General features: G+C 69.7%; 21 protein-coding genes and 3 pseudogenes. 17 read left to right on the top strand and 7 right to left on the bottom strand.

Going from position 1 to position 23,941, the window contains the following annotated elements:
* Positions 1–97: 97 nt before the first annotated feature.
* Positions 98–210, bottom strand: a pseudogene (locus RMT89_RS15505) (30S ribosomal protein S14); the annotation flags it as partial.
* A 213-nt stretch (positions 211–423) separates the two neighbouring features.
* Here RMT89_RS15505 and RMT89_RS15500 point away from each other — a divergent pair.
* From RMT89_RS15500 to RMT89_RS15490, 3 genes and pseudogenes are all read left to right on the top strand, one after another.
* Positions 424–794: pseudogene (locus RMT89_RS15500) on the top strand (GTP-binding protein); the annotation flags it as partial.
* A 27-nt stretch (positions 795–821) separates the two neighbouring features.
* A pseudogene (locus RMT89_RS15495) lies at positions 822–933 on the top strand (30S ribosomal protein S18); the annotation flags it as partial.
* 672 nt (positions 934–1,605) lie between these two features.
* The gene (locus RMT89_RS15490) at positions 1,606–1,872 is read left to right on the top strand and encodes a DUF397 domain-containing protein (protein WP_315884338.1); all 267 of its coding nucleotides are present in this window, start codon (positions 1,606–1,608) and stop codon (positions 1,870–1,872) included.
* Positions 1,873–1,969: 97 nt separating this feature from the next.
* On the opposite strand, the gene RMT89_RS15485 is transcribed toward RMT89_RS15490, so the two are convergent.
* The gene (locus RMT89_RS15485; protein ID WP_315884337.1) at positions 1,970–2,464 is read right to left on the bottom strand and encodes an ATP-binding protein; all 495 of its coding nucleotides are present in this window, start codon (positions 2,462–2,464) and stop codon (positions 1,970–1,972) included.
* 352 nt (positions 2,465–2,816) lie between these two features.
* Here RMT89_RS15485 and RMT89_RS15480 point away from each other — a divergent pair, with 352 nt between their 5' ends.
* From RMT89_RS15480 to RMT89_RS15450, 7 genes are all read left to right on the top strand, one after another.
* Positions 2,817–3,641 carry a helix-turn-helix transcriptional regulator gene (locus RMT89_RS15480; RefSeq protein WP_315884363.1) on the top strand — a complete coding sequence of 275 codons (825 nt, stop codon included), beginning with the start codon at positions 2,817–2,819 and terminating at the stop codon, positions 3,639–3,641.
* Between the two features lie 81 nt (positions 3,642–3,722).
* Complete coding sequence (locus RMT89_RS15475; RefSeq protein WP_315884336.1) at positions 3,723–5,183, top strand: aldehyde dehydrogenase family protein; 1,461 nt, start codon at positions 3,723–3,725, stop codon at positions 5,181–5,183.
* Between the two features lie 139 nt (positions 5,184–5,322).
* Positions 5,323–5,859, top strand: a complete 537-nt coding sequence (locus tag RMT89_RS15470; RefSeq protein ID WP_315884335.1) for a DinB family protein — start codon at positions 5,323–5,325, stop codon at positions 5,857–5,859.
* Positions 5,860–5,877: 18 nt separating this feature from the next.
* Positions 5,878–6,519 carry a PadR family transcriptional regulator gene (locus tag RMT89_RS15465; protein WP_315884334.1) on the top strand — a complete coding sequence of 214 codons (642 nt, stop codon included), beginning with the start codon at positions 5,878–5,880 and terminating at the stop codon, positions 6,517–6,519.
* A 90-nt stretch (positions 6,520–6,609) separates the two neighbouring features.
* On the top strand, positions 6,610–7,566 hold the full coding sequence (locus RMT89_RS15460; protein WP_315884333.1) for an ATP-binding cassette domain-containing protein: 957 nt from the start codon (positions 6,610–6,612) through the stop codon (positions 7,564–7,566).
* Between the two features lie 2 nt (positions 7,567–7,568).
* On the top strand, positions 7,569–8,330 hold the full coding sequence (locus RMT89_RS15455; RefSeq protein ID WP_315884332.1) for an ABC transporter permease: 762 nt from the start codon (positions 7,569–7,571) through the stop codon (positions 8,328–8,330).
* Positions 8,331–8,425: 95 nt separating this feature from the next.
* Positions 8,426–9,622, top strand: coding sequence for a sialidase family protein (locus RMT89_RS15450; protein WP_315884331.1), 1,197 nt, complete (start codon positions 8,426–8,428; stop codon positions 9,620–9,622).
* Here RMT89_RS15450 and RMT89_RS15445 read toward each other — a convergent pair.
* Both RMT89_RS15445 and RMT89_RS15440 read right to left on the bottom strand, forming a co-directional pair.
* Positions 9,616–11,010 (bottom strand): glutamate decarboxylase, encoded by a 1,395-nt coding sequence (locus RMT89_RS15445; protein WP_315884330.1) that lies wholly within the window; start codon positions 11,008–11,010, stop codon positions 9,616–9,618. The two genes, RMT89_RS15450 and RMT89_RS15445, sit on opposite strands and share 7 nt — an antisense overlap.
* Before the next feature lie 26 nt (positions 11,011–11,036).
* Positions 11,037–12,320, bottom strand: a complete 1,284-nt coding sequence (locus RMT89_RS15440; protein WP_315884329.1) for an ion channel protein — start codon at positions 12,318–12,320, stop codon at positions 11,037–11,039.
* A gap of 111 nt (positions 12,321–12,431) precedes the next feature.
* On the opposite strand from RMT89_RS15440, the gene RMT89_RS15435 reads away from it, so the two are divergent.
* Positions 12,432–13,193, top strand: coding sequence for a MerR family transcriptional regulator (locus RMT89_RS15435; RefSeq protein WP_315884328.1), 762 nt, complete (start codon positions 12,432–12,434; stop codon positions 13,191–13,193).
* A 17-nt stretch (positions 13,194–13,210) separates the two neighbouring features.
* Here RMT89_RS15435 and RMT89_RS15430 read toward each other — a convergent pair whose 3' ends face one another.
* Positions 13,211–13,576, bottom strand: coding sequence for a YbjQ family protein (locus RMT89_RS15430; RefSeq protein WP_315884327.1), 366 nt, complete (start codon positions 13,574–13,576; stop codon positions 13,211–13,213).
* A 149-nt stretch (positions 13,577–13,725) separates the two neighbouring features.
* On the opposite strand from RMT89_RS15430, the gene RMT89_RS15425 reads away from it, so the two are divergent.
* A complete protein-coding gene (locus RMT89_RS15425; RefSeq protein WP_315884326.1) occupies positions 13,726–14,562 on the top strand; it encodes a VTT domain-containing protein in 837 nt (278 codons plus the stop codon).
* Positions 14,563–14,774: 212 nt separating this feature from the next.
* Here RMT89_RS15425 and RMT89_RS15420 read toward each other — a convergent pair whose 3' ends face one another.
* A complete protein-coding gene (locus RMT89_RS15420; protein ID WP_315884325.1) occupies positions 14,775–16,445 on the bottom strand; it encodes a threonine/serine exporter family protein in 1,671 nt (556 codons plus the stop codon).
* Positions 16,446–16,549: 104 nt separating this feature from the next.
* Positions 16,550–17,041: an inorganic diphosphatase gene (locus RMT89_RS15415; RefSeq protein ID WP_030599677.1), complete on the bottom strand. Its 492-nt coding sequence runs from the start codon at positions 17,039–17,041 to the stop codon at positions 16,550–16,552.
* A gap of 79 nt (positions 17,042–17,120) precedes the next feature.
* Here RMT89_RS15415 and dacB point away from each other — a divergent pair, with 79 nt between their 5' ends.
* The 5 genes from dacB (at position 17,121) to ftsH (ending at position 23,941) form a co-directional block, all read left to right on the top strand.
* A complete protein-coding gene (gene dacB, locus RMT89_RS15410; RefSeq protein ID WP_315884324.1) occupies positions 17,121–18,698 on the top strand; it encodes a D-alanyl-D-alanine carboxypeptidase/D-alanyl-D-alanine-endopeptidase in 1,578 nt (525 codons plus the stop codon).
* Positions 18,699–18,759: 61 nt separating this feature from the next.
* The gene (locus tag RMT89_RS15405) at positions 18,760–19,893 is read left to right on the top strand and encodes a zinc-dependent metalloprotease (RefSeq protein WP_315884323.1); all 1,134 of its coding nucleotides are present in this window, start codon (positions 18,760–18,762) and stop codon (positions 19,891–19,893) included.
* A 193-nt stretch (positions 19,894–20,086) separates the two neighbouring features.
* Positions 20,087–21,112, top strand: a complete 1,026-nt coding sequence (gene tilS / locus RMT89_RS15400; RefSeq protein WP_315884322.1) for a tRNA lysidine(34) synthetase TilS — start codon at positions 20,087–20,089, stop codon at positions 21,110–21,112.
* A gap of 50 nt (positions 21,113–21,162) precedes the next feature.
* Positions 21,163–21,723: a hypoxanthine phosphoribosyltransferase gene (hpt, locus tag RMT89_RS15395; RefSeq protein WP_315884362.1), complete on the top strand. Its 561-nt coding sequence runs from the start codon at positions 21,163–21,165 to the stop codon at positions 21,721–21,723.
* Positions 21,724–21,907: 184 nt separating this feature from the next.
* Positions 21,908–23,941: an ATP-dependent zinc metalloprotease FtsH gene (gene ftsH / locus RMT89_RS15390; protein WP_315884321.1), complete on the top strand. Its 2,034-nt coding sequence runs from the start codon at positions 21,908–21,910 to the stop codon at positions 23,939–23,941.

Here is a 23,941-nt window from a genome sequence, read left to right as displayed (position 1 = left end):
ACTGCAAGCCCCCAGGGTGAGCAGGTCAAATACGCCCAGTGCGCAGCAAGCTACCAGCACGTAACCACGACCAGAACGACGACCGTCACAAAGACGGCTACCAGGACGACTTGCGGACCCCCGGCGGATACCCCGCGTGCGCCTGCTCCCGCAGCGACACCCGGGACCCCCGAACGCCCGGAAGCAGCCGCGCGGGCGCCCGTCCACCTGGTGTGGCACCGGCGCCGCCCGTTCCACCCGGAGCGGCTGTACGAGGCCCTAGGGGGTGTTTTGAAAGTCCCGCACAGCACCCACGGCGCCCGGCACGCACCCTCGCCGCACCGGCCAAAGACCCAAGTACGTCCAGTACGAGGGCCTTCGTCCGGCACGCCGAGGGCACGCACCGAACACCGCGGGCACCGCACAGGACTTTCAAAACACCCCCTAGGACATCACCTGCGCCGCCGCCCGCAGCCGGGGCCGATTCTGGCTCGCCGACAAGCCGGACACGCTGCTGCACTGGGACGCGGCCGGCGGTGCCCTGTGCGTGGGGAGGGCGGGCGGCCCTGGCTCGCCTCGCTCCCCGACGCGGGCCTGGGAGATGGTCCCGCCCGTGCGCCGGGCCGCCGCCGCGCTGGACTGGCACCCCGAGCACGGCGACTGTTGCCAGCCCTTCGTCTTCACCCTCGCCCGGGCTGGACCGGGACGGCCTCGAACAGTTGCTGGAGTCCTGCCTGCTGACCGACGTCGAGTACACCACAGGGCGCAACGCCTGGAAGCGGCTGCCGCCCGCCCTCGACACCGTCCTGGAGGTCTGCCCCCGCCAGGCCCCGCAACCGCGGCAGATCCGCAGCCGCCGCATGACCCGGGGTGTCCGCACAGCAGCAGCGCCGGCCGGCCAAGGCCATCAAGAACGCCCGGGAGACGGCCCTGCTGCCGTACGCGAGCCGCTGACGGCCGAGGCCGCACCTTCCGACTGCCGTCGGCTGCGCTCACCGACGTACAGGACCGCCTCCATCCGTACGAGGGGTTCTGGCGCGGGCGTCCGAAGGGGCTCGGCGAACTGCCCGGCCGTAAGCCCGCCAAAGACCCGACACGGGCACCGCACCCGAGAGCGGCCCGAGGGTCGTGCGTGTCGACCACCGCACGACCCCGATGCCGCGTCCACGCATCGGCTTCCGTGGTGTCGTCGAGGTGGCGGCCCTCCCCTACGTCGTCCCAGCGGACGCCGAGCGTCCGCTGGGACGACGTCATTCCGGACACCTCAGCTGATTGAACCGTCATATAGACGGTGGGAACAGGAAGCGCGTTCCAGGCGTCTGTTCCAGTACACGAGGGATTCGATCCGGACGATCCGGCTCAGTCGATGGTGCGGAAGATCATGGACGGGGGATGGCGGGTGCATGTTCTGCGGGCCCTGGGGGAGGCGCTGGAACGGCTTCGCTGATGCGCACGTCCCAGCTGTCGTCACGGCAACAGCAGCTGTAACCGCAGGAACACCCCCCGTGCACGTGCATCTGCCCGTGCATCCTCCCATGCATCTGCACATGAACAGGGCTATGATCCGGGTCAGTTGACCACTGCATCAATGGCCTCACCAGCCAGTGCACCACCGGGGAGCGACCTGTGGACCACGACGTGTACGACGTTGACGCGTCCGGCGTGTACAACGGCATGGCCGCCACCCAGCTCAGCGGTGTGGCCTGGCAGAAGAGCCGGCACAGCAACTCGCAGGGCTCCTGCGTTGAGTTCGCCCGGTTGCCCGGCGGGGATGTCGCCGTGCGCAACTCGCGTTTTCCGGACGGTCCGGCGCTCGTCTACACACGCGCCGAGATCGAGGCGATGCTCCTGGGTATCAAGGACGGCGAGTTCGACCACTTGATAGCGGGCTGACGCCCGGCGGGGCAACTCGGGGAACTTTTCCGGCGATCCGCGCCTTTCGTGCGGGTGACGCGCGTAGAGCCACGGCGCCGCGAAGCGCCGTGGCTCATCATTCGGCGGGGCTGGGCTGCGGCTTGTGCGGCAGCCGGAACAGGGCCCAGACCACCTTGCCGTTGAGCGTGCCGGCCAGCGGGTGCCAGCCCCAGCTGTCGGCGAAGGAGTCCACCAGGAACAGCCCGCGGCCGGACTCCGCCGAGAAGTCGTCCGAGTCGCGGGCGACAGGGCTGTCGTGACTGGGGTCGCGCACCGCGCACACCAGCCGCTCGGTCCACCGCATCAGATGCAGCCGTACCGGAGGTGTCTGGTCGGGCACGCGCGCGTGGTTGCCCGGAAGCGCGTGCCGCAGCGCGTTGGTGACGAGTTCGGACACCACAAGGCAGACATCGTCGAAGCGCTCGCCTGTGTCCCACTGGTCGAGGGTTCTGCGGGTGAACTGCCGGGCCTCGCGCACCGCTTCGTAGCGCGCGGGCAGTGCACAGGAGGCGGCGTTGGACACGGCCGCGGGATCAAGCGGCGGAAGGCCCTGCCGTAACGGCTCGAGCATGGTCGATCCATTCGTCCCCATGCGAGGCACTCCCGGGAATTCGCGGTCGTTGCGATGCAGCGGTTGCGCGGGACCATGGTTTCGGATGCGTACAGCAGATGCAAGGGCAGATGCACGTGCACGTGACCGAATTGGACCCTCCCGTACCGCTTGTTGGCCATTTTTTCCGCCATCTTCTCGCTCCCCGCTTGCCTTCTCCTTCCTTCTTCCTGAAAGAAATCTTTGGCTTCTTTCCATCTCTGTAATCAGGCGAGTACAGCTCGGAGTGTTTTAGTGGCAGACTTCGGGCCCTGAAGAGTTGGGGAGGCTGGCGAACGTGAGCGCGGGAGAGCCCGGATCGGTGGTGCGGCGGATGCTGCTCGGCTCGCAACTCAGGCGACTGCGAGAGGCACGCGGGATCACGCGTGAGGCCGCGGGGTACTCGATCCGTGCGTCCGAGTCGAAGATCAGCCGGATGGAGTTGGGCCGGGTGAGCTTCAAGACCAGGGACGTGGAAGACCTGTTGACGCTGTACGGCATCACCGACGAGGCCGAGCGCACCTCCCTGCTCTCCCTCGCCAAGGAAGCCAACGTCGCGGGCTGGTGGCACAGTTACTCCGACGTGCTGCCCAGCTGGTTCCCCACCTACGTCGGCCTGGAGGGCGCCGCCGCGCTGATCCGGGCGTACGAGGTGCAGTTCGTGCACGGCCTGCTGCAGACCGAGGCCTACGCCCGCGCGGTCGTGCGGCGCGGCATGAAGAGCGCGAGCGCGGCCGATGTCGAGCGGCGCGTGGCGCTGCGTCTTGAGCGGCAGAAGTACCTCCTAGACGACGGCGCCCCCGAGTTCCACATCGTCCTCGACGAGGCCGCCCTGCGCCGTCCGTACGGCGATCGCGAGGTGATGCGCGGTCAGCTCCAGCATCTGATCGAGATCTCCGAGCGCCCCAACGTCCGGCTGCAGATCATGCCGTTCAGCTTCGGCGGCCACTCCGGCGAGTCCGGTGCCTTCACCATCCTCAGCTTCCCGGAGTCCGACCTGTCGGACGTCGTCTATCTGGAACAGCTGACCAGTGCGCTGTATCTGGACAAGCACGAGGACGTCGCCCAGTACGAAAAGGCGCTCAAGGAGCTCCAGCAGGACAGTCCGGGGCCGCACGAGAGCCGCGATCTTCTCCGAGGACTCCTTCAACTGTCTTGAAACACAAGTACGATGACGTGTGATCAGACCGTGGAGATGATCAGAACCTGATCAGGTGTCCGCTAGGGATTGAGGGATCACATGTCGTCCGACTTCACCGACCTGGCCCAGCAGTACATCGACGGTGAGTGGCGCCCGGGCACTGGCTCCTGGGACATCATCGACTTCAACCCGTACGACGGTGAGAAGCTCGCCTCGATCACCATAGCCACGGTCGACGAGGTGGATCAGGCTTATCAGGCCGCCGCGCGCGCCCAGAAGGAGTGGGCCGCGACCAACGCGTACGCGCGTCGCTCCGTCTTCGAGAAGGCCCTGCGTCTGATCGAGGACCGGGAGGCCGAGATCAGCGAGATGATCATCGCCGAGCTCGGCGGTACGCGGCTGAAGGCGGCCTTCGAACTCCACCTCGCCAAGGAGTTCCTGCGCGAGGCGGTCCATCTGGCGCTGCGCCCCGAGGGCCGGATCATCCCCTCGCCGGTGGACGGCAAGGAGAACCGCGTCTACCGCGTCCCGGTCGGGGTCGTCGGTGTGATCAGCCCCTTCAACTTCCCCTTCCTGCTGTCGCTGAAGTCGGTCGCCCCGGCCCTCGCGCTCGGCAACGGCGTGGTCCTCAAGCCGCACCAGAACACCCCGATCGTCGGCGGCACCCTGGTCGCGAAGCTCTTCGAGGACGCGGGCCTGCCCGCCGGCCTGCTCAATGTCGTCGTCACCGACATAGCGGAGATCGGCGACGCCTTCATCGAGCACCCGATTCCCAAGGTCATCTCCTTCACCGGCTCCGACAAGGTCGGCCGCCATGTCGCCACCGTCTGCGCCTCGCACTTCAAGCGCTCGGTGCTCGAACTCGGCGGCAACAGCGCGCTGGTGGTCCTCGACGACGCCGACCTCGACTACGCCGTCGACGCCGCGGTCTTCAGCCGCTACGTCCACCAGGGCCAGGTCTGCATGGCCGCCAACCGCGTCCTGGTCGACCGTACGATCGCCGACGAGTTCACGGACAAGTTCGTCGCCAAGGTGAAGACGCTCAAGGCCGGCGATCCGCGCGACCCGGAGACCGTCATCGGCCCGGTCATCAACTCCTCGCAGGCGGACGCCCTTTCGGGCGTCGTCGAGCAGGCCGTCGCCGAGGGCGCGACCGCGCTGGTGCGGGGTACGACCACCGACAACCTGGTCGAGCCGTCCGTACTGACCGGCCTGCCGGCCGACTCCGCCCTGCTCCAGCAGGAGGTCTTCGGCCCGGTCGTCTTCCTCGTCCCGTTCGATGGCGAGGAGGAGGCGGTACGTATCGTCAACGACACCCCGTACGGCCTGAGCGGCGCCGTCCACACCGGTGACATCGAGCGGGGCGTGGCCTTCGCCAAGCGGATCGACACGGGCATGTTCCATGTGAACGACGGCACCGTGCACGACGAGCCGATCGTGCCCTTCGGCGGCGAGAAGCACTCCGGCCTCGGCCGTCTGAACGGCGAGACGATGCTGGACGCGTTCACCACGCTGAAGTGGATCTCGGTGCAGCACGGACGCAGCGGGTTCCCCTTCTAGAACTCTCGCGCTGAAACTTTCGCGCTAAATCTTTTGCGAGGAGGGGCCATTGAGGACGCAAACTGACCTCAATGGCCCGTAGCTTCGTCGGTGTCAGGCAAGGAATCCTCCGAGCCACTCCGACGAAAGGCGGCCGGCCATGGTCACTCACGTTCCCGCAGAGACGCACGGCGACGAGCGCGGCGCGCTGCTCAACTTCCTGGCCGAGCAGCGCGGCGGCATCCGCCGGGCGGTGCTCGCGCTGACGGACGAGCAGGCGTCCTCGCGGCCCAGCGCAAGCGAGCTGTCCCTGGCCGGTCTGGTCAAGCATGTGGCCGAGGTCGAGCAGTACTGGATCTCGCTGGCCAAGGGCGAGCCGCCGGCCGTCAAGCGGGACCGGTCGAACTGGCACGAGTGCTTTGTGCTGGTCGACGGGGAGACCGTCGCCTCGCAGCTCGACTACTGGGAGAAGGTCGCCGCCGAGACCGAGGCCTTCATCCGCTCGGCACCGAGCCTCGACGACACCTTCGCACTGCCCGACATGCCCTGGTTCCCGCCGGAGGGCCGGGTGTCCCTGCGCTGGCTGGTGCTGCACCTCATCCGCGAGACCGCCCGGCACGCGGGCCACGCCGACATCATCCGGGAGTCCCTGGACGGGAAGACGGCCTTCGAGCTGGTTGCCCTCGCCGAAAGCTGAGGTCATAACCTGGACCGCATGTCAGCGATCCGTCTCCTGGTGCTCGGCGCGGTCCGCCAGCACGGGCGGGCCCACGGCTACCAGGTGCGCAACGACCTGGAGTACTGGGGCGCGCACGAGTGGTCCAACGCCAAGCCCGGCTCGATCTACCACGCCCTGAAGCAGATGGCGAAACAGGGACTGCTCGTCGCGCACGAGATCGCGCCGTCCACGGCAGGGGGTCCGCCCCGCACCGAGTACGAGATCACGGAGCGGGGCACCGAGGAGTACCTGCGGCTGGTCCGCGAGGCGCTGACCTCCTACGACCAGAAGATGGACGTGAAGTCGGCGGCCATCGGCTTCATGGTCGACCTCCCGCGCGCGGAGACGGTGGCCCTGCTCAAGGAGCGGATCCGGCGCAGCGAGGAGTGGCGGTCGGCCGTCACCGAGCACTACGTGCCCGAGGACGGCCCCGGCCAGCTGGGCCATATCGGCGAGATCATGAACCTCTGGGTCCACACGGCCGACGCCGAGGCCGCGTGGACCCAGGGGCTGATCGAGCGGATCGAGGGCGGCGCGTACACCTTCGCGGGGGAGGGCGAGCCGTTCGTCGGCGTCCTCGCCGAGGGCGAGGAGAACCCGTACGCGACGGGAGAGCGGCATCCGGGAGATGTGCGCTGACGGACGATGACCGCTAATCAAGTTTGGCGACTGTAGGCCGGGGTATTAACCTCGGGCTTGTAGTCAAGTTTGATTAGTGAGGGAGTGCTCGTGGCCGATACGGCGATCGCCGTCGAAGGCGCACACAAGACATACGGCGAGAAGAAGGCACTGGACGGGCTCGACCTGCGGGTCGCGCGCGGCACCGTGCACGGGGTGCTGGGTCCGAACGGCGCGGGCAAGACCACCTTGGTCCGCATCCTCTCCACCCTGCTGCGGCCCGACGGCGGCCGGATCGAGGTGGCCGGCCACGACGTGGTGACCGAGGCCCGCGCGGTCCGCTTCCGCATCGGCCTGCTCGGCCAGCACGCCGCCCTCGACGAGGAGCTCGGCGGCAGGCAGAACCTGGAGCTGTTCGGCCGCCTGTACCACCTGGGCGCCCGCCACGCGCGCGTGCGTGCCGACGAGCTCCTGGAGCGGTTCGGTCTCGCCGACACCGGCCGCAAGGCGGTACGGCAGTACAGCGGCGGTATGCGGCGCCGCCTGGACCTCGCCGCGTCCCTGATCACCGATCCGGAGGTGCTGTTCCTGGACGAACCCACGACCGGCCTCGACCCGCGCGGGCGCGCGGAGGTGTGGACCGCGGTCCGCTCCCTGGTCGGCGGCGGCACGACGGTCCTGCTCACCACCCAGTACCTGGAGGAGGCCGACCAGCTCGCCGACCGGATCTCGGTCGTCGACGCGGGGCGGGTCATCGCCGACGGTACGGCCGACGAACTCAAGGCCGCCACCGGCGGCGACCGTATCGACGTCGTCCTGCGCGACGCGGGCCAACTGGGCGCCGCTGTCGCCCTCTTGCCGCTCGACCCGGCGGGCGTCCAGGTCGACACCGACCGCCGGCTGCTGAGCGCCCCGGTCACCGACCGGATGGCGGCGCTCTCCGGGGTCGTAGGGGCCCTTCAGGAGGCCGGGATCGAGGCGGAGGACATCGCTCTGCGCCGCCCGACCCTGGACGAGGTGTTCCTGCACCTGACCGGAGACGAACGCCGAGTGAAGGAGCCCGCATGACCATGAGTGCCTACGCACTGACCGACTCCTGGAGCATGACCCGCCGCGAACTCGCCCACTGGGCGCGGCAGCCGGTCCAGTTGGCCGTCGGCCTGGTCTTCCCGGTGATGCTGCTGCTGATGTTCGGCTATCTGATCGGCGGCGGTCGCGAGGTCGGCGGCGCGTACCTGGACTACCTGGTGCCCGGCATGCTCGCGCTCACCATGGCCTTCGGTCTGGAGGGCACGATGCTCGCCGTCACCCAGGACCTCAACAAGGGGGTGATCGACCGCTTCCGCTCGATGCCGATGACCAACGGCGCGGTGCTGGTGGGCCGTTCGGCCGCCGACATGCTCCAGTCGGCGCTCGCGCTGGCGCTGATGATCGCGGTGGGGTACGCGCTGGGCTGGCGCGCGCAGGGCGGTGCGGTGGCCTTCCTCGGCGCGGTCGGGCTGCTGTTGCTCTTCCGGTTCGCGATGCTGTGGATCGGTATCCATCTGGCGCTGGTCGCCGGGAAGCCGGAGATGGTGCAGGCCGTGCAGATCCTGGTCTGGCCGGTGGGCTTCCTCTCCAACGCCATCGCCACCCCCGAGTCCATGCCGGGCTGGCTGGGCACGGTGGTCGAGTGGAACCCCATGTCCCAGACGGCGACCGCCGTACGGGACCTGTTCGGCGGGCCGGGCCTGGAGGCGGGGCATGTGTGGCCCGCGGTGGGGTGGTCGCTGGGGCTGCTGGCGGTGTTCTTCCCGTCGGCGGTGCGGCGGTTCGGGGGGCTGAGCAAGTAGCGCCGGAAAGTTCGGCGAGGAGGGGAACCCGAGGCCGGTCTGCGGTGTACCAGAAGTAGCAATCGGCTGCTGGCCATCGCAGATCGGGGGATTCCATGAGATTTCACGGGCCGAGGGCGCTGCTGCTCGGGGCGGTGCTGCTTCTGTTGCCGACCGCGTGCGGCGCGGGGGCGACGGGCGAGCGCGCGGGAAACTCTGCAGCGCCGTCCCCCACCACAGCGGCTGGAGTGCAGCCGCCGCGCATACCGTCCGCTGTTGGCCTCCCCGGCTGGTCCCACAGCCCGGGCTTCGCCGCCGACGGCTCCGGCTTCGCCCTGCTCGCGCAGTGCACCGAGACGCGGTGCGAGCAGCATGTGGCCGTCCTCGACAAGGACGCCCGGCGCTGGCGCCTGGCCACGTCACCGCTGCCGGACGTCACCGGTGACCTGGGCATCACCGCCGGTCTGACCGTCCTCGGGCCGGGCCGCGCCGTCATCATCGACCAGAGCGAGGACTGGCGCCGGCCCGCCCCGACCTGGTTCACGCGGGACAACGGCCGTACCTGGAAGCGGGGTTCGACCGCGCCGACGGGCCGTACGGCGACCGTCCCCGAGGGCGCCCTCATGACCGACGAGTGCCTGGAGCTGGAGTCCGACCTCAGCTCCTGCGCCCGCAACCGTCTCCTCGTCGTCCTGCCCGACACCGGGGAACACCGCGTCCTGGAGCGGCAACCGCCCCTGAAAGGCATCCTCGCGCCCTCCGGCGACGTGGCCGAAGACGCGCTCTTCGTCTCCGGCGAGGACGACTCCGGCCGCCCGGCGCTGGCCAGGAGCGAGGACCGCGGCCGTACCTGGGAGGTGACCCGTATGACCGAGCCCGGGAAGGACAGCGGGGGCTTCCGCGTGGTCGCCGGCCCGGACCGACTGTACGCCGCCCAGCCGGGCCAGCTCATGGACGAGGAGGTGAAGAACGGCCTGCACGCCATCCACACCAGCACTGACGGCGGCCGCACCTGGACCCGCGTCTGGGCCTACCGCAAGGGCGTCGAACCCCTGTCGATCCTCGGCGACCTCGTCGTGGCCGCCGACGGCACCGTCACGGTGTACGGCGAGAGCGGCGTCTGGCACAGCACCGACGGCGCCCGCACCTTCCGCTCGGACGGCGGCGGCCGCGCCCCGTCGGGCTCCACGACCCGCACCCCGCTCGGCTGGCTGTGGAACGACAGCTCCGGCAGCGGCCGGTACCGCATATCGGCCGACGGGGTGCGATGGCACGAGTTCGCTCTGGGTGGCCCGGCGTCAGGGGGTCAGTGATGGAAGGCGGTCGCCTGGGCCGCGTCGCCCCCCAAGGGATGCGGCTGTCGCCGCAGCTCCGGCAGCAGTCTCTGAAGGTCCTCCATGAGCAGCGCGGCGAGGTCCGTCGAGAACCCGTTGCGGCACACCACCCGCAGCACGGACAGGTCCTCCCGGTTCGGCGGGAAGGTGTACGCGGGCACCAGCCAGCCGTGCTCACGCAGCCTGCGCGAGACGTCGAAGACGTCGTACGCCTTCACCTCGGGCGCCGTCGTGAAGGCGAAGACGGGCAACTGGTCGCCCCGGGTGAGCAGTTCGAAGTCGCCGAGGGACTGGATCTGCTCGGCGAGACGGCTCGCGACGTCCCGGGAGGCCCGTTGCACAGCCCGGTAGCCCTCGCGGCCCAGCCGCAGGAAGGTGTAGTACTGCGCGACGACCTGGGCGCCGGGGCGGGAGAAGTTCAGCGCGAAGGTCGGCATGTCGCCGCCCAGGTAGTTCACGCGGAAGACGAGTTCCTCGGGCAGCGCCGCCTTGTCGCGCCACAGCGCCCAGCCGACGCCCGGGTAGACCAGTCCGTACTTGTGCCCGGAGGTGTTGATCGAGGCCACGCGCGGGAGGCGGAAGTCCCACACCAGGTCCTCGTCGAGGAAGGGCGCGACCATCGCGCCCGAGGCGCCGTCCACATGCACCGGGATGTCGAGTCCGGTGCGCTCCTGGAGGGCGTCCAGGGCGGCGCACAGGTCGGCGATGGGTTCGTAGGACCCGTCGAAGGTGGAGCCGAGGATGCCCACGACCCCGATGGTGTTCTCGTCGCACAGCTCGGCCGCCGCCTGGGGGTCGAGGTGGTATCGGCCGCCCTCCATGGGGACCTGGCGGGGCTCCACCTCCCAGAAGGTGCAGAACTTGTCCCAGCAGACCTGGACGTTGACACCCATGACGAGATTCGGGCGCTCGCCCGTGTTCCGCTTGCTCCACCGGCGCTTGAGCGCCATCCCGGCGAGCATGCACGCCTCGCTGGAACCGGTCGTCGAACAGCCCACTGCGGCGGCCGGATCGGGCGCGTTCCACAGGTCGGCGAGCATCGCCACACAGCGCCGCTCCAGTTCGGCGGTGCGCGGGTACTCGTCCTTGTCGATCATGTTCTTGTCCCGGCACTCCGCCATCAGCACCCCGGCCTGCGGCTCCATCCAGGTGGTGACGAAGGTGGCCAGATTCAGCCGGGCATTGCCGTCCAGCATCAGTTCGTCGTGGACGAGCTGGTATGCCGTCATCGGCGGCACCGGGCTGTCCGGGAGCCGGTGCTGGGGTGGCGCATCGGTCATGCCGCTGACCGGATCGGCCTGCCCGTAGAAGGGGTTGACGGCCACGGGGCGGTCGTCGGGCCGGTCGGGTCCTTTGTGCAGTGCCATGGAAGTCTCCTGGTGGATCGGGGGGTTCAGCGGACCGGGGTGCCGTCCTCGCGCAACTGCATCTGCGGGCGCCCGGTCACCAGCAGCCAGGCCGGCAGGGACGCGACGCACAGCAGCGCGATGACGTCGGCGGAGGACACCAGGACGGCGGCGACGAACAAGCTCACCCAGCCCTGCCGGGTGACGGCGAGCAGCACTCCGAGGACGGCCGCCGAGACCCCGACCGCCGGATGGACGTCCGACACCAGCGCGTGGGCGCTCAGACCGAGAGCGACCCCGACGAACACGGACGGGAAGATCCGCCCGCCGCGGAAGCCGCAGCAGGCGGCGACGACCAGGGCGGCCAGTTTCACCACCGCCATCCCCGCGAACTCGCCGGCCGACCAGCCGTCGGGATCGGCCGCCAGCTCCCCGACCTCCTCCAGCCCCTTGAAGAGCGTCAGATGCCCGCCCAGGGCCGCCAGCAGCCCCAGGACGAGCCCGCCCAGTGGAAGCATGAGCATCGGGTGCCGCAGCCGGGCGAAGGCGGCGTGGACGTACGGGAAGGCGTACACGGCGGCCATACCGAGCACCGCGCCCGCCGACGCGATCACCAACGCCGCCGCCAGGTCGCCCCAGCCGGGGTGACCGAAGGCGGGAAGACCCAGGTCGAAGGTCGGTTGGGCCACCAGCGTGGTGGTGATCGCCCCGGCGGCGGCCGCGATGAGCGGAGCGAAGACGTTGTCCCACAGCGCGCCCTTGATCTGCCGCCCGGCCAGCGCCTCCGAGATCACCAGCGCCGCCGCCACCGGCGTACCGAACAGCGCGCCGATCGTGGCCGCTTCCGCCAGCACCGCCCACAGCCCGCCCGGCGCCCGGGGCAGGAAGCGGCGCCCGAACCAGAGGGCGAGCCCGACATTGACGGCGATGATCGGGTTCTCCGGGCCGAGGCTCGGCCCGCCCGCGAGCATCAGGGCGGTCGCCAGCAGCAGTCCGGGCAGCACTGCGGGCGGCAATACCGGAGCGTCCAGACCGGTGGTGGCCGGATCGGGGCCGGCGTGCCCGGGCGCCTTCCACACCACGAGGCCGACGGCCACCCCGGTCGCGGTCAGCATGACCAGCATCCACAGCACCGAGTAGCGGCCCACGCCGAGCGCGTCGGGCACGTCCTGCCAGAGCACGTCCTGCAAGGACTCGGCCGCCTCGCTCACTCCGAGGAGGAGCAGGGCGGCACCCACGCCCACCACCAGCGCGGGGAGGATCAGCGGCAGCAGGGCGCGTGCCGGGGTCGCCGGAACGGCGGGCGCCTGCGGCGCGGAGTCCTGAGCCACGGGCACACGATAGGCGGGCAAACCACTCAAACCCGGCATAACGAATGGGCTTGCACCTCACGTGGCGTGAGGATTCACCGTGGAGTGCGTACCGAGAAGGGAGCGGACGAAGTGAGCTACTCCGTGGGACAGGTCGCGGGCTTCGCCGGAGTGACGGTGCGCACGCTGCACCATTACGACGACATCGGCCTGCTCGTCCCCGGCGAGCGCAGCCATGCGGGCCACCGGCGCTACAGCGACGGCGACCTCGACCGGCTGCAGCAGATCCTGTTCTACCGGGAGCTCGGCTTCCCGCTCGACGAGGTCGCCGCCCTGCTCGACGATCCGGACACCGACCCGCGGGCGCATCTGCGCCGCCAGCACGAACTGCTGACCGCCCGGATCGAGAAGCTGCAGAAGATGGCGGAGGCCGTGGAGCAGGCCATGGAGGCACGCACGATGGGGATCAATCTCACGCCCGAGGAGCGCTTCGAGGTCTTCGGCGACAAGGACCCGGAGCAGTACCGCGAGGAGGCGGAGGCGCGCTGGGGCAACACCGAGGCGTACGTCGAGTCCCAGCGCCGCGCCGCGACGTACACCAAGGAGGCCTGGAAGCGCATTCAGGCGGAGGTCGACGACTGGGGCGAGCGGTACGCGGCACTCGTGGCGGCCGGCGAGCAGCCCTCCGGCGAGGCGGCCATGGACCTCGCCGAGGAACACCGGCAGCACATCAGCAGGTACTACTTCGAGGTCGCTTACGAGATGCACCTCTGCTTCGGCGACATGTACGTCTCCGACGAGCGCTTCAAGGCGTTCTACGACGCCATGCACCCGGGCCTGGCCGAACACCTGAGGGACGCGATCAAGGCGAACGCCGCCCGCCGCACCGCGTGACACATGGCCCGGGAGCCCTACTCCCGGGCCAGGACCACGGCCGTCCCGTAGGCGCACACCTCGGTGCCCACATCGGCGGCGTCCGTCACATCGAACCGGAACGCCAGCACCCCGTTGGCCCCACGCGCGCGTGCCTGCTCCACCAACCGCTCCATGGCCTGGTTGCGGGTCTGCACGAGCGTCTTGGTGAGCCCCTTGAGCTCACCGCCGACCATCGACTTCAGCCCCGCTCCGATCTGGCTGCCCAGATGCCGGGAGCGCACCGTCAACCCGAAGACCTCACCGATGACCTCCTGGACCCGGTGACCTGGTACGTCGTTCGTGGTGACCACCAGGACGTCGGGCTGAGGGCCCTGTCCGCCGCCGTACTCTTCAATGCCCATGGTTCACAGCTTTGCCCGAGCCGCCGCAAAGGGCATCCTGTGCGCGCCCATGGAACCTGGGGCTCCAGCGGTGCGTTGGTAGTAGTGCCGCGTTGGTACGTTTAGCAACCAGCCCCCGCCCGCCCCACCCCCGCAGGAGCCACGGACCCGTGACCACGCTTGCGCTCAGCCCTGAGTGGCTCAGCCCGGACTATCTGATCGAGACCTTCAGCCTGCCCGGCATTCTGCTGATCGTCTTCGCCGAGTCCGGCCTCTTCGCGTTCCTGCCCGGTGACTCGCTGCTGTTCACGGCGGGCCTCTTCGTGGCCGAGGGGACCTACATCACCCAGCCCCTGTGGCTGGTCTGCACCCTGATCGTCCTCGCCGCCGTCATCGGTGACCAGGTCGGCTACATGATCGGCAAGTTCTTCGGGCCGAAGCTGTTCAACCGCCCCAACTCCAAGCTCTTCAAACAGGAGAACCTGGAGAAGGCACACGAGTTCATGGAGAAGTACGGCCCGAAGGCGATCGTCCTGGCCCGCTTCGTGCCGATCGTGCGCACCTTCGCGCCCATCGTGGCGGGCGCCGGCCGTATGAAGTACCGCACCTTCCTGACGTACAACATCATCGGCGGCATCGCCTGGGGCACCGGACTCACCCTCGCCGGCTACTGGCTCGGCCAGATCGACTTCATCAAGACCAATGTCGAGGCGATCCTCATCCTGATCGTCTTCGTCTCGGTCGTCCCGATCATCGTCGAATACCTGCGCGAGCGCTCCAAGAAGAAGCGAGCGGCGGCGGTCCAGCCCCCGGCCGCCCAGCCCCCGACGATGGACGACGCCACCACCCAGCTCCGCCGCATCGACCCCACGGACCAGCCGCCCCAGCAGCAGTACTACGGCCACCAGCAGCAGCCCTACGCCCAGCAGTATCCCCAGCAGTACGGCAATCAGCAGCAGTACGGCGGTCAGCAGAACGACCAGTACCCGTACAACCAGGGCTACTAGGGGGTGTTTTGAAAGTCCTGTGCGGTGCCCGCGGTGTTCGGTGCGTGCCCTCGGCGTGCCGGACGAAGGCCCTCGTACTGGACGTACTTGGGTCTTTGGCCGGTGCGGCGAGGGTGCGTGCCGGGCGCCGTGGGTGCTGTGCGGGACTTTCAAAACACCCCCTAGAACCCCCTGAGGGGCGCGGGGACAGCACCCCCCGCCCCAACAGGCGCTCAGAACCCCCGAGTCCGCTTCGCGGCCTTGCGCCCCTCCCCGGCCCCACCGGGAATCCGCAGGAACAGCCGCGAGATCTCCGACCCCAGATTCACCCCGATGGCGATGGCCATGGCCAGTGAAGCCGCCGTCGCCAAGGACACCAACCCCTTGTCCACCTTGTTCTGAGCGATGGACAACAACCCGAAGTACGTGGCCGATCCCGGCAGCAGGGGCCCGATGGCCGCGGTGGTGTACGGCAGCGCCGAAGCGAACCGGTACCGCGACAGCAACTGCCCGAACAGCCCCACAAGACCCGCCGCCACGGCCGTGGAGGCGACCGGGGACAGACCGCCCGCGTAGTGCATGGCGCCGTACACCACCCACGCGACGCCGCCGTTCAGGGTCACCGCCAGCACGGTGGACCGTTCCTGCTGCAGCAGCACCGCGAAGGTCAGCGACAGCAGCATCGACGCGCCGATCTGCCAGTAGGGCCGCTCGGAGACGCTGAGCGCCGCGTCCGGATTCAGCTCGGCGCCCAGGTTCACGCCGAAGTACAGGATGATCAGCACTCCGACGACGATCCCCACGAAGAAGTACATGACCTCCAGCAGACGCGCGGCGGCGGTGATGTAGAACCCGGTCAGACCGTCCTGCACACCCGCCACCAGCGCCCGCCCGGGCAGCAGCGCGAACAGCCCACCGGTGATCACGGCGGACGCCTTCGCATCCACGTGCGCGAGGTTCAGCGCGACACCTATCGCGGCCGGAGGCATCGCGGCCACCGTGAACTGGTAGAACTCCGGCAGCCCCCGCCCCGCGCACAGCCACGCCAGCCGGTCGCCGAGCATCGCGCCGATCGCGGCGGCGATGAACACGATCACATCACCACCGACCAGCACCGAGGCCGCACCGGCCAGCAGCCCGCTCGCCGAGGTCAGCACCCAGGTCGGATACGGGTGCCGGTTACGCCGGATCTCCGCGAGCCGCCGGTAGGCCTCCTCCAGGGAGATATGGCTCTCCGGGTCGCTGAGGTCGTCCACCAGCCGGAACACGGCCGCGAGCCGCGTGTAGTCGGTCCCGCGCCGCCGTACGGTCCGCGAAGCCGTCACCGGATCGTCCACCAGCGAGGGCTGGTAGGAGATCGACAGCAGCGTGAAGGTGACGTTCGGCTCGCAGCGGTCCAGACCGTACGACCGGCAGACCGCGAACATCGCCGCCTCGACGTCCTCCGCGCCCTCCCCGCCCGCCAGCAGCAGCTCACCGATACGCAGGGTCAGGTCGAGCACGCGCGGGACGGCCGGACCCTCCTCCTCGGTCTTGTGGATCCGCTCCGGAGCGGGCCGCTCGGCCACCGGCATGCGCAGCATCGTGCGCATGCGGTCCTGCCAGGGCACGTTCTTGGTCAGGCTGACCGCAGGCACCCCGGTCGCCGGAGTGAACGCGGGCGGCGCGTCCTTGGCGTGATAGGTCCTCGGCAGACTGAACGCCGACCCCTCCGGCTCGGCGGCAGCAGGGCCTGGCGGCGCGTCAAGACCGTCCGGGAGGGCGAACTCGGACGTCGTCTCCGCCTCACCGCCCGTCTTCGGTACGGCGAGCCCCTGGGGAATGGCGAACTCGGATGTGATCTCGGGGTCGAACGTGCCGGTCGCCTCGTCCGACTGCGGCTTGCGGTCCTCCGCGTCCGTCACTTGCGCAGCGCTCCCTGTACGACGCATTCCGTAGGCCTCAGTATGCGCACTCAAAGAAAACGAGCCGCACGCGTACGCGTGCGGCCCGTCAGGGGACTCGGGGCTCAGTGGCCGCCCTGGTCCTTGAAGCGCTTGTAGGACCGCTCGATCTCGGCCTCGGCCTCGGTACGGCCCACCCAGTCGGCGCCCTCGACGGACTTGCCGGGCTCCAGGTCCTTGTAGACCTCGAAGAAGTGCTGGATCTCCAGGCGGTCGAACTCCGACACGTGGTGAATGTCGCGCAGGTGCTCCACGCGCGGGTCGTGCGCCGGCACGCACAGCAGCTTGTCGTCGCCGCCGGCCTCGTCCGTCATCCGGAACATGCCGATCGCGCGGCACTGGATGAGGCAGCCCGGGAAGGTCGGCTCGTCCAGGATGACCAGGGCGTCCAGCGGGTCGCCGTCCTCGCCGAGGGTGTTCTCGACGAAGCCGTAGTCGGCCGGGTAGCTGGTCGAGGTGAAGAGGCGACGGTCCAGGCGGATCCGACCGGTCTCGTGGTCCACCTCGTACTTGTTCCGCGAACCCTTCGGAATCTCGATCGTGACGTCGAACTCCACCGGTGGCTCCTCCATGATCAACACATAGTTCTGGTGGTTAAGTGTCCCTCACGCAGGTGTGTGATCGCGAAAGGGGCTGGTGGTCGTGCCAGAGCTGAGGCCTTGGCAGGCCGCGAAACCGCGTGTGACGCGGATCGCGGACGCCCTACGACCGCGTCTCGCACGGGCCGCCACAGCAGCGCGACCGCGTCTCGCACGGCTCGGCCGAGCCGTCTCGTCGCAGGTCACAAGGCCGAAGACCTGGCAGTACACCGCCGGCGCCGCCACCGCGGGCCTTGCACTGGCCGTGGGTGTGGTGACCGCCGCCGGTCCCTGGGACTCCTCCGGTCAGCGTACGGCCGAGCGGGACCTGGCAGCCGCCCAGGGGCGCACGGGTGGCGCAGATCACGGTCCTGATTCCGCTACGGCGGCCAAGGCGCCCGACCCCGCACCCAGCGCCGCATCCGTCCTCGGCGGCCTCGGCGGCTCGGCCGGCCGGGTGAAGTCCGTGCCCGGCGGAAAGGCCCTGGCCGGCGTCCTGGACCCGCTCCTGGACGACCCCGCGCTCGGCGCCCGCCGCGCCGCCGTCGTCGTGGCCGTGACCTCGGGCAAGCGCCTGTACGGCGTCGGCGCCGACACCGCGCTCACCCCCGCCTCCACCACGAAGATCGCCACCGCCGCCGCGGCCCTGTCCGCCCTCGGCCCCGACCACCGCCTCACCACCCGCACCGCCCTGGAACCCGACACCAAGGAACTCGTCCTGGTCGGCGGCGGCGACCCCACACTCACCGCCCGCGAGGACGCCGAGGGCTGGGCGAGCCTGCGCACCCTCGCCGAGGACACCGCCACCGCCCTGAAGAAGGACGGAGTGCGCGAGGTGACGCTGTCGTACGACGTCACGCTCTACGCGGGCGACGAGGCCCACCCGATCGGGGTCAACGACAACCTCGCCCGGGTCAGCGCCCTCATGGCCGACGAGGCCCGCACCGACGACTCCACCAGCGGCCCCGCGCCCCGCGCGGCGGACCCCGCGGCGGAGGCGGCCCGCACCTTCGCGGACCTGCTCGGGGGCCACGGCGTCAAGACCACCTCCCCGGGCCCCTCCAAGGCGACCGGCCGCGCCGAGACCCTCGCCGAGGTCGCATCCCCGCCGCTGTCGGCCCTCGTCGAACGCATGCTCACCAACAGCGACAACGACATCGCCGAGGCCCTCGCCCGCCAGACCGCCGTCGCCACCGGCGAACGCCCCGACTTCGGCGGAGCGGGCCGCGCGATCCGCGCCGAACTCAAGAAGCTCGGACTCCCCGTCACCGGGGCCGACTTCAAGGACGGCAGCGGCCTGAACCGCGACGACCGCCTCACCGCCGCCCTGCTCACCACGCTGCTGGCCAAGTCCGGCGACCCCGCCTACCCCGAACTCCGCCCCATCCTCACCGGGCTGCCCATCGCGGGCTTCACCGGCACCCTGACCAGCCGCTACACGGACGGCGCGGCCGGCATCGTACGAGCGAAAACCGGCACCCTGAGCGGGGTGAACGCCCTTGCGGGAACGGTCGTGGACCAGGACGGCCATCTGTTGGCCTTCGCGTTCCTGGCGAACGGCACGACGGATCCGGGGGCGGCGCAGTCGGCCCTGGACGCGACGGCGACGGCGCTGGCGGCCTGCGGCTGCGGTTAGCCGTCCCCCTGCCGACCCCGACGCCCTGCCCCCAGCGCGAGCGCTCACGTACGGTTGACGCATGACGAGCATCGGTGGTGCGGCAACTCCTGGGATGGTCGACTGGAATCTCGCGGTGGCGACCGCGACCCGGCTGATGCGGCCGGGCCCCGAGGTCAGCCGCGACGAGGCCCGCGCCGTCGTCGCCGAGCTGCGCCGGCACGCCAAGGCCTCGGAGGAACACGTCCGGGGCTTCACTCGTCTGGGCACCGAGGAGACCCACGACACCCCCGTCCTGGTCGTCGACCGGCCCGGCTGGGTCCGCGCCAACGTCGCCGGCTTCCGGGAACTGCTCAAACCGCTGCTCGACAAGATGCAGGAACGCCGCACCAGCACCCCCGGCGGCGCGGTCCTCGGCGCCGTCGGTGGCAAGGTGACCGGCGTCGAACTCGGCATGCTGCTGTCGTTCCTGGCCTCCCGCGTCCTCGGCCAGTACGAGACCTTCGCCCCCGCCACCCGCGAACTGCCCGCCGGCGCCGGCGGCGGCGGCCGACTCCTGCTCGTCGCGCCCAACATCGTCCACGTCGAACGCGAACTCGACGTCCAGCCCCACGACTTCCGCCTGTGGGTGTGCCTGCACGAGGAGACCCACCGCACCCAGTTCACCGCCGTGCCCTGGCTGAGAGACCACCTGGAGGGCGAAATCCAGTCTTTCTTGGGGGAGACCGACGTCGACCCCATGACCGTGCTGGAACGCATCCGCGAGGCCGCGCAGTCCCTCGCCGGGGGCCGGCCCGAGGCCGAGGAGGACGACGGCGGACGCTCCTTCGTCGAGATCGTGCAGACCCCGGCCCAGCGCGAGATCCTCGGCCGCCTCACCGCCGTGATGTCCCTCCTGGAGGGCCACGCCGACTTCGTCATGGACGGCGTGGGACCGGCGGTCGTGCCGTCCGTCGCGGAGATCCGAGAGAAGTTCCAGCAGCGCCGCGCCAAGGGGGCCTCCCGCCTGGACATGGCCCTGCGCAAGCTGCTCGGCCTGGACGCCAAACTCCGGCAGTACCGCGACGGCGAACGCTTTGTGCGGGCCGTCGTCGACCAGGTCGGCATGGACGGCTTCAACCGCGTGTGGACCTCCCCGAACACCCTCCCGACCAAGGCGGAGATCGCCAAACCGGCGGACTGGGTCGCGCGGGTGCACCGCAAGGCCGAGTCGTGAGCCCCAGGGGAGGGTCGTGAAACGAATCCGGCCGACGGCAGGCGAACGCCCCTTCAATCACCCGTCCGAGGGACCGTGAGCCATGGACAGGCGTGCAATGCTCGGGGAACCGCCCGGTTCTGTCACCATCTACACACTCTGAGTGACCGAACCTCGGGCTCACCCCCCGAAAACTTCATGAAGGGAACCGGACATGGGTCCCCATCCTGCGGTCGCGGCGATACGCCTGGCGGTCCGCCGCGTCCTCCACGACATCCTCAACGACCATCAGACCCCTGCTGAGCAGATCCCGCACGAGCGCCCGCCGTCGCCGCTCGTGCTCGTGGCGTGCTCCGGCGGCGCCGACTCCATGGCCCTCGCCTCCGCCCTCGCCTTCGAGGCCCCCAAACTCGGCATCCGCGCGGGCGGCATCACCGTCGACCACGGCCTGCAGCCCGGCTCCGACCTGCGCGCCGAAGAAGTCGTCCTGCGCCTGCGTGAACTCGGCCTCGACCCGGTCGAGTCCACCGCCGTCACCGTCGGCCGCGAAGGCGGACCCGAGGCCGCCGCCCGCGACGCCCGCTACGCCGCGCTCGACGCCGCCGCCCAGCGCCACGGCGCCGCCGCGATCCTGCTCGGCCACACCCGCGACGACCAGGCCGAAACCGTCCTGCTCGGCCTCGCCCGCGGCTCCGGCATCCGCTCCCTGTCCGGAATGGCCGCGGTCTCGGGGGCCGGCGGCCGTTACCGACGCCCCTTCCTGGAACTCGACCGGCAGACCGCCCGCAGGGCCTGCATGGTCCAGTCCCTCCCCGTCTGGGACGACCCCCACAACGCCGACCCCGCCTACACCCGCTCCCGCCTGCGCCACGAAGGCCTGCCCGCCCTGGAGAAGGCCCTCGGCAAGGGCGTCGTCGAGGCCCTCGCCCGTACGGCCCAGCTGTCCCGCGACGATGCCGACGCCCTCGACGCCTGGGCCGGCCAGGCCGAGGCCTCGGTCCGTGACGCCGCCGGCCTGCTGGAGTGCGCCAAGCTCTACGCCCTCCCGCCCGCCGTACGCCGCCGGATCCTGCGCCGAGCCGCCATCGAGGCGGGCGCTCCCGCCGGTTCGCTGTTCGCCCGGCACATCGAGGAAGTCGACCGTCTGATCACCGGATGGCGCGGCCAGGGGGCCATCAATCTCCCCGGCAAAGTCGTGGCCCGGCGCCAGGGTGGCAGACTGGTGATTCGGCAAGGCTGAATCCTTACCCCCTCCAAGGGGGCGGACGGCCGGTGGGACGACCGAAAGTGATGCGGGTGGACGCGAAAGACATGGGTGCCGACCTTCGGCAGGTGCTCATCACCAAGGAAGAGATCGACGCGAAGCTGGCTGAGCTGGCCGCGAAGATCGACGCGGAGTACGCGGGCAAGGACCTGCTCATCGTCGGCGTCCTCAAGGGCGCGGTGATGGTGATGGCGGACCTCGCCCGGGCGCTGTCCACCCCCGTCACCATGGACTGGATGGCCGTGTCCTCCTACGGCGCGGGCACCCAGTCCTCCGGCGTGGTGCGGATCCTGAAGGACCTCGACACCGACATCAAGGGCAAGCACGTCCTGATCGTCGAGGACATCATCGACTCCGGGCTGACCCTGTCCTGGCTGCTGTCCAACCTCGGCTCCCGCGAGCCCGAGTCGCTCAAGGTCTGCACCCTGCTGCGCAAGCCGGACGCCGCCAAGGTCGCCATCGACGTCGAGTGGGTCGGCTTCGACATCCCGAACGAGTTCGTCGTCGGCTACGGCCTCGACTACGCCGAGAAGTACCGCAACCTCCCGTTCGTCGGTACGCTCGCGCCCCACGTCTACGGCGGCTGAGCCAGACGGCCCAAGCCCTGTAGGACGATCGGGAACCCCGGCGGGTCTCGCGCCGTTGGAGCATGCAGACGGGTTCGTCAGCTCTCCCGTGCGGCTTCGGGCCACAATGCTGGGGTACCGTCAGAAGAACTGTCTTATCAAACTCACTATGGCAGGAGGGACGGGGCGACACCGCTCCGTATGGATGGACGTGAAGCGATACTTCCGTGGGCCGGTCATGTGGATCGTGCTGGCCGTCCTTGCCGTGGTCGTGTTGATGCAGGTCGTCGGCTCGTCCGGTGGCTACAAGACGGTGGACACCGGCCAGGTCGTCCAGGCGATCAATGACAACAAGGTCGAGTCGGCCAAGCTGACCACCGGCGACGAGCAGACCATCAAGGTCCAGCTCAAGGACGGCGAAAAGATCGAGGACAGCTCGAAGATCCAGGCGAGCTACATCGGCGACCAGGGTGTGAACCTGGCGAACACCCTGCAGACCAAGTACGCGGACAAGCAGATCCCGGACGGCTACACGGTCTCGCCGACGAAGCAGAACGCCTTCGTGAGCATCCTGCTCTCGCTGCTCCCCTTCGTTCTCATCGTGGTCGTGTTCCTGTTCCTGATGAACCAGATGCAGGGCGGCGGCTCCCGAGTCATGAACTTCGGGAAGTCCAAGGCCAAGCTCATCACCAAGGACACCCCCAAGACGACGTTCTCGGACGTCGCCGGCTCGGACGAGGCGGTCGAGGAACTCCAGGAGATCAAGGAATTCCTCCAGGAGCCCGCCAAGTTCCAGGCCGTCGGCGCCAAGATTCCCAAGGGCGTACTCCTGTACGGCCCTCCCGGCACCGGCAAGACCCTGCTCGCGCGCGCCGTCGCGGGCGAGGCCGGCGTGCCGTTCTACTCGATCTCCGGTTCCGACTTCGTCGAGATGTTCGTCGGTGTCGGTGCCTCCCGAGTCCGTGACCTGTTCGAGCAGGCCAAGGCGAACGCCCCGGCGATCGTCTTCGTCGACGAGATCGACGCGGTCGGCCGCCATCGCGGCGCCGGCCTCGGCGGCGGTCACGACGAGCGCGAGCAGACCCTGAACCAGCTGCTCGTCGAGATGGACGGCTTCGACGTGAAGGGCGGCGTCATCCTGATCGCCGCCACGAACCGCCCCGACATCCTCGACCCGGCCCTCCTGCGCCCCGGCCGCTTCGACCGCCAGATCGCGGTCGACCGCCCGGACATGCAGGGCCGTCTGGAGATCCTCAAGGTTCACCAGAAGGGCAAGCCGGTCGCCCCGGACGTCGACCTGTCGGCGGTCGCCCGCCGTACGCCGGGCTTCACGGGTGCCGATCTGTCCAACGTCCTGAACGAGGCCGCCCTGCTGACGGCCCGCTCGGACAAGAAGCTGATCGACAACCACATGCTCGACGAGGCCATCGACCGCGTCGTGGCGGGCCCGCAGAAGCGGACCCGGATCATGTCGGACAAGGAAAAGAAGATCACCGCGTACCACGAGGGCGGCCACGCCCTGGTCGCGGCGGCCTCCCCGAACTCCGACCCGGTCCACAAGATCACGATCCTGTCGAGAGGCCGCGCTCTCGGCTACACGATGGTCCTGCCGGACGAAGACAAGTACTCCACGACCCGCAACGAAATGCTGGACCAGCTCGCGTACATGCTGGGCGGCCGTGCGGCGGAGGAACTGGTCTTCCACGACCCGACCACGGGTGCCGCGAACGACATCGAGAAGGCCACCGCAACGGCCCGCGCGATGGTCACGCAGTACGGCATGACCGAGCGTCTCGGTGCGATCAAGTTCGGTGGCGACAACACCGAGCCCTTCCTCGGACGTGAGATGGGTCACCAGCGGGACTACTCGGAAGAGGTCGCCGCGCTGGTCGACGAAGAGGTCAAGAAACTCATCGAGACGGCGCACAACGAGGCCTGGGAGATCCTGGTCGAGAACCGCGACGTCCTCGACAACCTCGTTCTCGCGCTGCTGGAGAGGGAGACGCTGGGCAAGGAGGAGATCGCCGAGATCTTCGCCACCATCGTCAAGCGCCCGCCCCGGCCCGCCTGGACCGGCTCCTCCCGCCGTACCCCGTCCACGCGTCCGCCGGTGCTCTCCCCCAAGGAGCTCGCACTGACGAACGGCGCCAACGGCGCGACTCCGGCGATCACCACCGCCAAGTCCACGGTGACGGAGCCCGTCCCGGAGCCCGCTCCCGAGGAGCGCCCGGAGAGCTGA

The sequence above is a fragment of the Streptomyces sp. P17 genome, from assembly GCF_032436805.1.
Classification (GTDB): domain Bacteria; phylum Actinomycetota; class Actinomycetes; order Streptomycetales; family Streptomycetaceae; genus Streptomyces.
Note: the sequence above shows the minus strand (reverse complement) of the source record. Positions and strands in the feature narration are given on the sequence as shown.